Origin of the sequence: Pseudonocardia xinjiangensis (assembly GCF_012911925.1) — a bacterium.
GTDB classification, from domain to species: Bacteria; Actinomycetota; Actinomycetes; order Mycobacteriales; family Pseudonocardiaceae; genus Pseudonocardia; species Pseudonocardia xinjiangensis.
On sequence record NZ_JAAXKY010000187.1, the window covers coordinates 1 to 12,562 of the forward strand.

Genomic DNA, 12,562 nt, shown 5'->3' on the forward strand with positions numbered 1-12,562 from the left:
CGACCGTTGCGCCCGCAGGGCCGGTCCCGGTCGATCGCGCGGACGGTCGTGGCCCGCAGCTGGAAGTGGGTGCTCTCCCTCGTGGTGCTGGTCGCGGCGATCATGATCGAGATCAGCTTCCTGCGCGACGGCATCACCCGCAACATCGAGGCCGTACTCGAGGCCGGTCGGTCGGGATCGCCGGCGTCGACCAGCGCGCCGGCCCTGCCGCCCGTCGTGCCCGTGGAGCCACCTGCCGCGGGCCCGGTCACGGGAGTCGACCTCCGGGCGGTCAACAGGTGCGCACCGAACGCGGCGTGCGGGGTCCGGCTGCAGGTCGTGGTGGCGCCACGGGCCGAACCCCAGACCGTCACGTGGGCGTTCCAGGTCGTCGACCGGTGCACCGAGGCGAGGTCGACCGTGCCCGGTGGCACCGTCACGGTGCCGGCCGAGGGCGACCGGGCCGATGCGGTCGTCACCGTCACGCTCCCGAAGGGCGACGCCCTCGCCGTGCTCGCCGTGACACAACAGCCGGCCATCGCGGCCAGCGCTCCCCTGCTCGTCCCGGCCGACGCCGACTGCGGGTCACCCGTGGCCGAACCGTCGCGCTGACCACCGATGAGGAGGCGATGTCGTGCTGATCGTGGAGCATGGTGACCACCCGGCGTCGGAGGAGCCCAACAGCCATCAGCCGGCGAAACGCAAGGACACCGGCGGCGTCACGATGGACGTGCTGGCCATCATCGCGGCGCTCGTTCTGGTGGCCATCGGGCTGGCCAACCTCGACGCCGTGGACGGTTTCGAGATGGCCGCGCGGCAGGCAGTCATCGCCGCGGGCGGGGTCGTCCTGCTGGCGGCCTTCTGGCGGTTCCGCTCGACACTGCTGACGGCGCTCGGCTGGGTCACCTACGTCGCCGCCGTGGTCCTCCTGGCGGCCGTGGAGGTCGCCGGCCAGACGTTCAACGGCGCGACGCGGTGGATCGGGATCGGCGGCTTCACGTTCCAGCCCTCCGAGCTGGCCAAGCTCGGGCTGCTGCTCGTGCTCGCCGCCGTGCTCGGGTCGCAGCGGCCGGCGTGGCAGCGCTTCGTCCTCGCGATCGGGCTCGCGCTGGTGCCGATCGGCTTCACGGCGATGCAGCCGGACCTCAGCACCACCATGCTGCTGATCCTCCTCACCGTGGCGATGCTGATCATCGGGCGGATCCCCGCCCGGATCATCCTGCCCCTGTTCGCGGCCGCCCTCGTCGTGGCGCCGCTGGCCGTCGGCTTCCTCCACCCCTACCAGCTGGAGCGGCTCGGCAGCTTCCTCGTCGGCTCGCACGAGTCGCCGACCGGCGCGGGGTGGGCGGTGCGGCAGGCACACATCGCCGTCGGCTCGGGATCGCTCTTCGGCCGCTCGGGTGACCCCCTCGCCCCCCTGCTCGCCCAGTACCTGCCCGAGAAGGAGACCGACCTCGCGCTGGCCAGCGTCGTCGAGCAGTTCGGCCTGGTCACCGGCGGCGTGGTGCTCGTCGCGGCGATCGTGCTGGTGTGGCGGCTCGCGCTCGCCAGCCGGGTGCCGCGCAGGCCGCACGGTGCGCTGGTCGCGGGCGGCCTCGCGGTACTGCTCGGGGTGGGGATCATCGTGTCCGTCGGAGGCAACCTGGGCCTCCTCCCGCTGGCCGGTGTGCCGTTCCCGCTGCTCAGCTACGGGGGCACGGCCCTGCTGGTGCACCTCGCCGCGCTCGGAGTCGCCCTCGGGATCCGGCGCGAAGGAGCCCGCCGCCGGCTGTGGACGGTGCCGGGCTGGCGCCGCCGCCGTCCGCGGCTGATGCGGCTGATCGCGCTCGCGTCCACCGTGCTGCTCGTGTTGTTCGGGCTCTACGGATGGAACCTGCAGACCGAGCGTGGCCACGAGTTGGCGGCCGCCGGGGAGGACCAGATGACGCGGTGCATCCGGCTCCCGGCCGAGCGGGGGACCATCACCGACCGGCACGGAGCGCCGCTCGCGGTGAGCTCCTCGGCCGCGGAGAACGCCGTCGCCGAGGTCGTCGCCGTGCCGGCGCTGGTGCGCTCCCGCCCGGACGACGTCGCCCGCCTCGCCTCCCTCGTCGGGCAGCCCACCGACGCGGTGCGCGCCGCCCTCGACGCCGCGCCCGACACCACCCTCTCCCTCCCGGTGGCGGAGGTCCCCCGGCGGGTGGGAGACACGGTCACGGCGGCCGGGATCCCCGGCGTGCTCGTCATCCCGGAGGCGCGGCGCACCTATCCCACCGGCGCCCTCCTCGGCCCCGTCATCGGGTTCGCCGGCATCGCGACCCCGACCGACACCCAGCGGTGGCCGAACCTGCCGCCCGGCGAGATCGTCGGGCGGGCCGGCCTGGAGCAGCAGTACGACTCGGTGCTGCGGGGCGTGAACGGGCGGCAGTGCGTGTACGTGACGCCCACCGGCGTCCCCGTCGTGATGGGTGAGCGGGTGGACCCCGTGCCCGGAGCCGACCTGCGGCTCTCCCTCGACCTCGGGCTGCAGCAGCGGCTCTCCACCGGCATCGAAGCCGCGCTCCGGGCGCAGCGCAGCCCGCAGGCGGTGGGGGCGGCGCTGGCCATGGACCCGCGCAACGGGCAGATTCTCGCGCTCGCCAGCGCCCCGTCCTACGACAACAACGTGTACGGCCCGCCGGTCGACGCGGGCGGCCTGCGGGCGCTCGCGAACGCCCCCGGCCATCCCATGCTGGAGCACTCGAGCCAGGCGGCGCTCCCGCCGGGCTCGACGTTCAAGCTGGTGGTGGCCGCGGCTGCGGTGGTCAACCCCGTGATCCCGCCCGAGCGGGTGATCCCGACCGGAGGTAGCTTCACCCTCGGGGGCCACACCTTCGGCAACTGGAAGCCGATGGGCCCCATGAACCTGGTCGACTCCATCGCCTGGTCGAACGACGTCTACTTCTACAAGCTCGCGCACGCCCTCGGCCCGGGCCCGATCATCGAGGCGGCGCACGCCCTCGGCGTGGGCAAGCGGACCGGCATCGACCTGCCCGGCGAGTCCCCGGGCTACATCGGCACGCCGGAGAGCGTGGCCGCCGACGGCGGCACCTGGTACGGAGGGTCGACGGTGATCCTCGGCATCGGACAGGGCTACCTGCAGGTCACCCCCCTGCAGAACGCCCTGTGGACCGCGGGTGTGGCCACCGGCCAGATGGTGACCCCGCGGCTGGGCATGGCCACCGGGACCAGCGGGGGCGTCTACGCGGCGCTGCCCGCCCCGGCGCCGACCCCGGTGCCGTTCGCCGACAAGCTCGGCCCGGTCCGGGACGGGATGCGCGCCGTGGTGACCGGCGGTACCGCCACCGGCCTCTCCGGCCTGCCCTTCGCGGTGGGGGCCAAGACCGGGACCGCGCAGGACGGGAGCTTGTCCGCCGACAGCTACGACAACTGGCTGTCGGCAGCGGCGCCGATGCCCGACCCGAGGGTGGTCATGACCGCGGTCGTCCAGGGTCCGGGCACCGGGGGCAACAGCGTGAAGGGCCTCATCACCGAGGGACTGCGCTACTTCCACGACAACGAGGCCGAGGTGCTCGCCACCGACCCCGTGCAGGACCCCGCCGCCGGGGGGTGATCCCGCCCGAGCCGGCGGCGAGCACCCCTGCTGATCGCAGCAAAGCCACTTTCATGCAACCACGTTGCGTGAAAGTGGCTTTGCTGCAAGTCGGGTGGCCGCGGGCGTCAGTTCCAGCCGTAGGCCGCGGTCACGCTCGGGTTGCGCAGGCAACTCGCCGCCCCCTCGGCCACGCAGGTCAGCGGGTTCTCGGCCAGCTTCACGGGGAACCCGAAAGCCCGTTCGAGCCGCTGGGCGAACCCGCGGGTGAGCGAGGCCCCCCCGATCAGGAGCATGCCGTCGGCCAGCACGTCCCGCGATGCCTCCGGTGGCAGGTCGTCCAGGCACGCCGCGAGCGTCTCGACGATCGACTCCGTGATGGGTTCGATGACCTTCACGATCTCCGCGAGCGGCACCGTCGCCAGCCTGGCGTGGCCCGACGCGGCGTCGCGCCCCGGCACGACCACGCTGGGCTCGGTCTCGTACCCGATCCGGATCTTGAGGTCCTCCGCGGTGTGCTCGCCCACGACGAGGTGGTGGTGCTCGCGCAGGTACCGGTAGACCGCCACGGTCATCTCGTCGCCCGCCACCCGGCAGGACCGGGACGTGAGCACCCCGCCGAAGCAGAACGCCGTGACCTCGGCCGTGCCGCCGCCGACGTCCACCACCAGGTGCACGCGCCGTTCCATGGGATCCACGCCGCAGCCGACGGCACCGGCGATCGGCTCGTCGACGGTGATGGCGCCCCTGATCCCGGCCTCGTCGGCAGCCTCGAGCAACGCGAGGCGTTCCAGCTCGGTGGCCCCGGAGGGCACGCCGATGGCCACCCGCGCATAGGGGCGCTGCCACGGATGCCGGGCGGCCCGCCGCACCACCGCGTGCAGGAACGTCCGCGCCGTGTCCAGGTCGGTGATGACGCCGTCCTGCAGCGGGCGCAGCGCGGAGAGCCCTGCGGGGACCCGCCCGAGCAGCTCGGAAGCCTCCTGCCCGATCGCGACCGGGCGCCCCCGGCGCTTGGCTCCGTTGCGCCGCAGGAGCACTGACGGCTCGTCGAACACGACGCCGTGCGACTCGTTGCACACCACGGTGTTCGCAGTTCCGAGATCAATCCCGAACTGAGCCACGGATCCTCCCCATGCGAGTGGACCCCCCGGCCTCTGAGTCTGTGTCCCGGCGGCCGTTTGGTCCAGCCACTGATCGGCTGCCTTACTCCGAGTAAGTGCGCCGACCGGGGCTCCGGGCGACCGTCAGGCGAGCGCCGACCCCCCGGGTGCATGCGCCGGCCGGTCCGCCTCTCCGGGTGGCGGGGACGCGGCTGTGGTGCGGGGCATGAACAGCAGCGCGACGAAGGAGACGACGCAACAGCCCACGATGTAGAGGGCGATCCCGGTGCTCGATCCGGTGTTCTGGAGGATGGCCGCCGCAATCAGCGGGGCCGGCCCGCCCGCGACGACGGATGCCAGCTGGTAGCCGATGCCGGCGCCGCTGTAGCGGATGTTGGCACCGAAGCTCTCGGCGATGAGAGCGCCCTGCGGGCCGTACTGCATGTCGTGGAAGATCAACGACACCACGATCGCGAGCAGCACGAGACCGGCCACCCGCGTGTTCAGCAGCCCGAAGTACGGGAAGGCGAAGACGCCCGTGCACACGATCCCGATCCCGTACATCATCCGGCGTCCGATGAGGTCGGACAGGTAGCCGAACAGCGGAACGCTGATGAACCCGATCGCGGCCGCGATGAGCGTGTCGGTGAGCAGGCCCGCGCGCGACAGCTGCAGCTGCTGGGTGCCGTAGGTGAGGACGAACGTCACGAAGAGGTAGAAGGGCGCCTGCTCCGACATCCGGACGAAGGCGGACGTCAGGATCTCCCGCCACTGGTGCCGGAACGCCTCCACGACGGGCACCCGCACCACCGAGCGGGTCTCCTTCACCCGGGTGAAGGCCGGGCTCTCCAGCACCTGCAGCCGGACGTAGAGCCCGATGGCCACGAGCACCAGGCTGACCAGGAACGGCACCCGCCAGCCCCACGTCAGGAACTCCGGGCCCGTGGTCGCCGACATCAGCTGCACCATCGCGGTGGAGAGCAGCAGCCCGATCGGGACGCCGAGCTGCGGCCAGCTCGCCATGAACCCGCGGCGCTTGTCGGATCCCCATTCCATGGCCAGCAGCACGGAGCCGCCCCACTCACCGCCGACCGCGATGCCCTGCAGCAGGCGCAGCACGGTGAGCAGGATCGGTGCGGCGATCCCGATGGTCGCCTCCGCAGGCAGCACCCCGATCAGCGCCGTGCACACACCCATGATCATCAATGTCGTGACGAGGGTGGCCTTGCGGCCGATCCGGTCGCCGTAGTGCCCGAAGATCGCCGCTCCGATCGGCCGGGCCGCGAAACCGACGAACTGGGTGCCGAACGAGGCGAGCACCCCGATATAGGGACTCTGCCCCGGAAAGAAGACATGCGGGAACACCAGTGCTGCGGCAGTTCCGTACAGGAAGAAGTCGTACCACTCGATCGACGTGCCGACCGTACTGGCGACCACGGCCCGTCGGCGCTGTGACCTGAACAGCGTCGTTGGTGTGTCGGTGCTCATCGCAGACTCCTGTGTCCATCGAACCGTGCTGTGGACCGCCGGTGCCGGCCCGACCTCCGACCGAATCACCGCGAACAGAAATAGTCCGATCACTGGATGCCGGTGTCAAGAATGGCGGCCGAACTGTTTGGCTATTCCGGCAATTACGGCGTAACCGGTAATTCCCGCATTAGTGGCCCGCGGTACGGGCGACTCGCGGGCGGAAACCGGGCGACTCGCGGGCGGAAACCGGGCGACTCACGGACGGAAACCGGGCGACTCGCGGGGCCCCCCGCGAGTTGCCCGTTCCTGCCCCGCGAGTCGCCCGTTCCTGTCGCGCGAGTCGCCCGGTTTCGTCCCGCGAGTCGCCCTGGCCCTCGGCCGGGCCTCAGGTCGGGGGAGCGTGGTCCCGGGAGACCGTGAGGATGGCGATGTCGTCGTGGACCTGCTCGCGGCCGACCATCTGGAGCATGATTGCCGCGCAGGCCGCCTCCGCCCGCTCGGGAACCATGGCGTGGCGGAGCCGGTCGAATCCGGCGTCGAGCGACGCGTTCCGGCGTTCGACGAGGCCGTCGGTGTAGAAGCAGATGCTGGTCCCCGGGGCCAGGGCGACCTCGGCGGTGTGCCGGGGTCGCGCGGTGGCGACGCCGAGCGGCAGGTCGTGGTAGAGGTCGAGGAGCTCGGCATCCGCGTCGGGCCGCGCCAGCACCGGTGGGGGATGGCCTGCGGTGGAGATCTTCAGGGTCCGGTGCTCGGGATCGATCATCGCGCAGAGAACCGTGGTCATCGTGGTCGGCTCGAAGTGCCGGACGTGCTCGTCGACCTTGGACAGCAGCTCGGCCGGATCCTCGAGATCCAGCGCGCAGGTCCGGACGACGGTGCGCAGCCTGCCCATCGTGACGGCCGCCGGAAGTCCGCGGCCCGCGACGTCGCCCATGACGATGCACAGGCGGCCGGACGGCAGCAGGAAGACGTCGTACCAGTCGCCGCCGACCTCACCGTCGCCCGGGACGTAGCGGGCGGCGAACTCCAGACCGGGCACCGTGGGCAGCTCGGCGGGCAGGAGGCTGCGCTGCAGCGCGCTCGCGGCGGTGCGCTCGGCGTGCGAGATGCGTGCCCGGGTGGCCAGGGCGACGCGGTCGCCGACGAGCTGCAGCAGGCTGCGGTCGTCGTCGGTGAACTGACGTGGAGTCAGGGTCCCGACGTGGAGGACGCCCAGGACGTTGCCCCCGCTGAGCAGCGGCACTCCGAGCATCGAGCGGATACCCCGCCTCAGCAGGAGCGGGTTGTGCACGTTGGTGGGGTTGACGTCGTCGAGGACGACGGGTTGTTTCTCGGCCGCGATGCGACCGGCGAAGCCCTTCCCGAGTGGGATGCGCACCCCCTGCTGGACCTCTTCCTCGATGCCCTGCGCGGCCGTGGCGACGAGGTGGCTGCCGGAGGAGTCGAGCAGGAGGACGGCCGCGGTATCGACGGCGAGAAGTGTGCGTACGCGCTGGAGGAGGACACCGAGGAGATCCTCGACGTCGAGATGCGCGAGATCGGCTGCGGTGACTGCCTCTATGCGGCGCAACCGCTCCTCCGACGCATCGGGCGTCGTATCTCCTGTCGACACCTGACGACCTTAGCGGTCGGTCCGGAAGCGATGATCGCTGCTTCGAGAAGGCTGCGCTCTGCCAACGGCCAGTGGTCCGAAGGGACGAACGCCGGCGCGCATTTGCGAAAACGTATGGAAACGAGACGACATCGCCGCAACAGCGGCCCTGTTGCGCTCTCCCTGGTCACCGGGTCGCCGCCGACTGTGCGCGCCCACTACCGGGAGGGCTCATGGGAGATCTGGGATGGATCCGGCGTCACCTCCGGCGGGTCCTGCTCGGCGGGACCGCCGCGCTGCTGCTCGCCCCGCTGCTCGCGTTCGTCATCGGCTGGCTGGTGTTCCCGGTGCCCGACGTGGACGAGGCGGTCAACAACCAGGTCGCCCTGATCTCCTACTCCGACGGCAGCGAGCTCACCCGGCTCGTGCCGGAGGCGGGCAACCGCACCAAGGTCCAGCTCGCGCAGATCCCGGTGCCGGTGCGCCACGCCGTGCTCGCGGCGGAGGACCGCTCGTTCTACTCGAACCCGGGCTTCGATCTCACCGGCATCCTGCGTGCGGTGTGGAACCAGCTCCGGGGTGGTGACGGCGGCGGTTCGACGATCACCCAGCAGTACGTGAAGAACGCGCTGGTGGGCAACGACATCTCGCTGTGGCGGAAGTACCGGGAGCTGATCGTCTCGGTGAAGCTCGTGCAGCAGCGGTCGAAGGACGACATCCTCACCGACTACCTCAACACGATCTACTTCGGCCGCGGCGCGTACGGCATCGAGGCCGCCGCGCAGGCCTACTTCGGCAAGCACGTCACCGACCTGGGGGCCGCGGAGGGGGCGCTGCTCGCCGGGGTGATCCAGGGGCCGTCGCGCTGGGACCCGGCCCTGGACCTGGAGAAGGCGACGCAGCGGTGGGAGTTCGTCATGGACGGGATGGCCTCGCAGGGCTGGCTGTCCGCGGCCGAGCGGAGCAGCAGCCGGTTCCCGGCCACGCAGCCGCGGCGGCTGCCGTCCAGCGGATCCTTCGGTGACGAGCGCGGGCACATCATCGACTCCGTGAAGTCCGAGCTCGAGTCGCTGGGCATCACGGATCGGGAGGTCGCCCAGGACGGTCTGCGGATCACCACGACGATCGACCGGGGTCAGCAGGGCGCCGCGGTGGCCGCGGTGCGGCGGGCGTTCGCGGGTCAGCCGGACGAGCTACGGGCCGCAGTGGTCACCGTCGACGCGGCGACCGGGGGGATCCGGGCCTACTACGGCGGGGACGACGGGGTCGGGCTGGACTACGCGCAGGTCCGCAAACAGGCCGGGTCGACGTTCAAGCCGTTCGCGGTGCTGGCGGCGCTGCTCCACGACCCGCCTGCCCCGATCGGCCAGGTCTACGACGGCACCGAACCGTCGGGCCGGCCCGGCGCCGATGGCGCCGACTGCCCGCGCTGTGACGTCACACGCGCGATGACGATCTCCAACAACGCCGTGTTCCTGAAGCTGGCCCTGCGGCTCGGACCCGAGCAGGTCGCCGCCGCGGCGCGCGCCGCCGGGATCACCTCACCGCTCGACCACCCCGACGAGCGGCTCGCGCTGGGGAACAAGGAGGTGACCCCGCTCGAGCTCGCGTCGGCCTACGCGACCCTCGCCGACGGCGGGGTCTGGCACGCGCCGCACGTCGTGGCCCGGGTGGTCGACGGCGACGGGAGGCTGCTCTACGACGCCGGGGCGGACGGCGCCTCGGCGGGCGACCGGCGGTTCGGCGAGCAGGTGGCGCGCAACGTCGCCGAGACGATGCTCGACGTGGCGGCGTACCGGGGGCTGGGCATCGGTACCCCCGTCGCGGCCGCGCCGGGCACCGTGCCGTCCCGCATCGCGGGCGAGACCAACGACGCGTGGTTCGGCGGGTTCACCCCCGCCATGGCCACAGCCGTGTGGATCGGGACGGACCGCAACTCGCCACTGCGCACGTCGTCGGCCACCTCGATCACCGGCAGCACGCTGCCGGGCAGGGTGTGGCGCGACGTCATGGCGACGGCCCCGCAGCTGCCCTTCGGCCCCTTCCGGCCGATCGGTGAGCCCGCGCCGGATCTCCCCTCCGGCACTCCGACCCGGCGGCAGCCGACGGAAGGGCCCTGACCGCCGGTTGCTCAGAAGCCGGTGAGGAGCAGCTTCTCGAGGTCGTCGGGGGCGGCGACCAGCGCCAGCCCGATCGCGGACGCGGGCAGCGTGAGCACGAGGACGACCAGGAACCGGCGCCAGGTCGGCCGGCTGAGCGCGAGAACCGTGCCGATGGACAGGAGAGCGAAGAGGTACAGCGTCACGACGGACCCGAACCTGTCGAGCTCGTTGAGGACGTCGCCGATCAGCAGGCCGAGCGCGGAGGCGGTTCCGACGACGGCCGACGGCCCGTGGCGCCCGATCCGGTGGAAGAGCAGGCCGAGCGCGGGCCCGCCGAGCAGGGCCAGCACGCACCACAGCGCCATCTGACCGGCGCGCAGCGAGGACGGCTGGCCGGTGCCCGCGTAGAACGCGACGACGGCCGCCACCAGGCCGAGCGCGCTCCGCACCGCGGCCCGTTCGGGCCGCTGCCCGGCACTGACCACCACGGCCAGCAGGATCCAGGGGCCGATCAGATGGGCCAGTGGCCGTAGCGTCTCGTCGTCACGTGCGAGTGCGCCGAGTACACCCGAGAGCAGTCCGGCGCAGCCGACACCGAGCAGCGGGCGGATCGTCGACGCAGGCGGCGCGAGGGCCGTTTCCATGAATGCATCCCTCGGTCGGGCGGACTGTTCCGAGGGGCAGTGTCGGAGCCGGAGTGTTGCCACAATGTCTGCGGACCGGCAGCCGACGATGTGCGCGAGTCCCGGTCGTGCAGGAGCTCGGCGGCATCGCCGGCTGATCGCACACGGTGGCCGCACCGCCATCCACTGCGCCATGATGATCATCCTGATCACGCGGCGAGGAGGGTGTGTTGGGTCGAGCGACGAGGTCCGCCCGGCGGCGGGACCAGGAGTGACCGCCACGGTGAACGTCGGTGTCCGGATCCCGTCGGCCGACGCGCCCGACCCGGCGGAGCTGCGCGCTTTCGTGCAGCGCGCCGAAGCGCTCGGCTTCGAGTCGATCTGGGTCGGCGACCACGTCTTCCACCACACCGACGTCCTGCAACCGCTGGACCTGCTGAGCTGGGTCGCCGGCCAGACCCACCGGGTACGGCTGGGGACAGCGGTGGTGCTGGCCGCCTACCTCCATCCGGTGCATCTGGCGAAGAGCGCTGCCACCGTCGACCGGCTCTCCGGCGGACGACTGGTGCTGGGGGTGGCGCTCGGCGGCACGCCCGACGAGTTCGCCAGCCTCGGCGTGCCCATCCAGCAGCGGTTGGGACGGCTGCTGGAGAACGTCACGATCGCCCGCAGGCTCTGGCGCGAGGACGGCGTCGACCACGCCGGGCGCTACCACCACCTGACGGGTGCGAGCGTCCGGCCGAAGCCGCTCCAGGACCCGTTGCCGGTGTACTTCGGCGCCCGGAGCGAGGCGATGCTGAACCGCCTTGCCCTGGTGGCCGACGGGTGGGTCGCCAGCGGCCACTTCACCACCGCCGAGTTCCTCGCCGGCATCAGGACGATCCGGGAACGGGCGGAGGCGAGCGGCCGCGACCCGGACCGGCTCGGCATCACGAAGGTGCAGGGGGTGAGCGTCCACCGCGACGGCCGGGTGGCCCTGGACCGCGCCCGGCGCCACTGGCAGCGCTACTACGGCCCGGCGTTCGACGTCGAGCGTTCGGTCATCCACGGCACGCCCGAGCAGTGCGCCGACCGCCTCGCCGCGTTCACCGCGGCCGACGGGCGCGAGCTCACGCTCATCCTGGAGCCGACGAGCCTCGACGTCGAGGAGCTCGATCTGCTCCACGAGGCGACACGGGAACTCTGCTGACCAGGCCGGTCGGCGCCAGACCCGATCGCGCGAGGTCGACCTGGTGGGGGTTGGGGGCGGACGTGACCCCGCTCAGGTCGATCTCGCCCGGCCCGTCGCATGGCCCTACGTCGTCAGGCCACGAGCGCCGCGTACACGACGATGTTGTCGCGGTAGCTGCGCGCCGCGCGGTCGAGCTCGCCGCCGCAGGTGATCAGCCGCAGCTCGGCGCGTTGGACGTCGCCGTACACCGCCTGGGTGGGGAAGTCGTCCTTCGGGTACTGCTCCACCCGCTGCACCTCGAAGACCGCGGAGGACCCGTCGGCCCGCTCGACGGTGATCGGGTCACCGGGCTCGAGGCGGTGGATGTCGTAGAAGACGCCCTTCTCGTGGTTCCAGTCGACGTGCGCGGCGAGCACGGCTGGTCCGAGCTCGCCCGGGGTCGGTGACCCGGTGTACCAGCCGACGGTCGTGCCGTCGGCGGGAACCTCCATCGTCCGGTCGGCCTGGAGCCCGAGGTCGATGACGCCGCGGGCATCGACGTCGATCGACGGGATCTGCAGCCGCGTGGGGTGGGACGCGGGGAGCACGGCCGCACCGGAGCCGGGAGCGGGAGCCGGAGCGGGCGCCGCCGGGGCTGCCGGTGCCGGGGCCGGCGCGCTGCCGGGGCCGGCGCATCCGGCCAGCAGCGCCAGGCTCATCGCCACCACCCCCGCCAGGCGTGCGGTCCGGCGGGGGTGGTGGTGCGTGCGGTTGGCCATGGCTCAGCTGGACCGGCGTCCGGCCCAGGTCGTGGCCGCGGCAGCCGTGCTGACAGCCGCCAGGCCGGCGAGGGCGAGGAGGGCCGGGCCGGTCATCGGGTCGCCGACGGTCGAGCCGTCGCCGGTGTCGACGGCACCCTCGGGCACCACCCGCACCTGGCCGCTGTCGTCGTCGCCGTCGCTGGGGGCGGGGG

General features: G+C 72.3%; 9 protein-coding genes and 1 pseudogene. 4 read left to right on the forward strand and 6 right to left on the reverse strand.

What is annotated here, in order from left to right:
- On the forward strand, positions 1-591 hold a 591-nt coding region (locus tag HF577_RS33435; RefSeq protein ID WP_211175242.1), incomplete at its 5' end, for a hypothetical protein.
- 22 nt (positions 592-613) lie between these two features.
- Positions 614-3,571: an FtsW/RodA/SpoVE family cell cycle protein gene (locus HF577_RS33440; protein ID WP_312859549.1), complete on the forward strand. Its 2,958-nt coding sequence runs from the start codon at positions 614-616 to the stop codon at positions 3,569-3,571.
- A gap of 107 nt (positions 3,572-3,678) precedes the next feature.
- Here the strand turns inward: HF577_RS33440 and mreB are convergent, their stop codons facing one another.
- The 3 genes from mreB to HF577_RS33455 form a co-directional block, all read right to left on the reverse strand.
- The gene (gene mreB / locus HF577_RS33445; protein WP_169400002.1) at positions 3,679-4,674 is read right to left on the reverse strand and encodes a rod shape-determining protein; all 996 of its coding nucleotides are present in this window, start codon (positions 4,672-4,674) and stop codon (positions 3,679-3,681) included.
- A 123-nt stretch (positions 4,675-4,797) separates the two neighbouring features.
- The gene (locus HF577_RS33450; protein WP_169400003.1) at positions 4,798-6,141 is read right to left on the reverse strand and encodes an MFS transporter; all 1,344 of its coding nucleotides are present in this window, start codon (positions 6,139-6,141) and stop codon (positions 4,798-4,800) included.
- Positions 6,142-6,508: 367 nt separating this feature from the next.
- Positions 6,509-7,735: a PP2C family protein-serine/threonine phosphatase gene (locus HF577_RS33455; RefSeq protein ID WP_169400004.1), complete on the reverse strand. Its 1,227-nt coding sequence runs from the start codon at positions 7,733-7,735 to the stop codon at positions 6,509-6,511.
- A gap of 212 nt (positions 7,736-7,947) precedes the next feature.
- On the opposite strand from HF577_RS33455, the gene HF577_RS33460 reads away from it, so the two are divergent.
- Complete coding sequence (locus tag HF577_RS33460) at positions 7,948-9,834, forward strand: transglycosylase domain-containing protein (protein WP_169400005.1); 1,887 nt, start codon at positions 7,948-7,950, stop codon at positions 9,832-9,834.
- 11 nt (positions 9,835-9,845) lie between these two features.
- Here the strand turns inward: HF577_RS33460 and HF577_RS33465 are convergent, their stop codons facing one another.
- On the reverse strand, positions 9,846-10,460 hold the full coding sequence (locus tag HF577_RS33465; RefSeq protein WP_169400006.1) for a DUF6518 family protein: 615 nt from the start codon (positions 10,458-10,460) through the stop codon (positions 9,846-9,848).
- Between the two features lie 250 nt (positions 10,461-10,710).
- On the opposite strand from HF577_RS33465, the gene HF577_RS33470 reads away from it, so the two are divergent.
- Positions 10,711-11,628: an LLM class flavin-dependent oxidoreductase gene (locus HF577_RS33470; RefSeq protein WP_169400007.1), complete on the forward strand. Its 918-nt coding sequence runs from the start codon at positions 10,711-10,713 to the stop codon at positions 11,626-11,628.
- A 113-nt stretch (positions 11,629-11,741) separates the two neighbouring features.
- Here the strand turns inward: HF577_RS33470 and HF577_RS33475 are convergent, their stop codons facing one another.
- Together HF577_RS33475 and HF577_RS33480 are read right to left on the reverse strand one after the other, a co-directional pair.
- Positions 11,742-12,368 (reverse strand): class F sortase, encoded by a 627-nt coding sequence (locus tag HF577_RS33475; RefSeq protein WP_169400008.1) that lies wholly within the window; start codon positions 12,366-12,368, stop codon positions 11,742-11,744.
- A gap of 3 nt (positions 12,369-12,371) precedes the next feature.
- Positions 12,372-12,562 (reverse strand): annotated as a pseudogene (locus tag HF577_RS33480) (hypothetical protein); the annotation flags it as partial.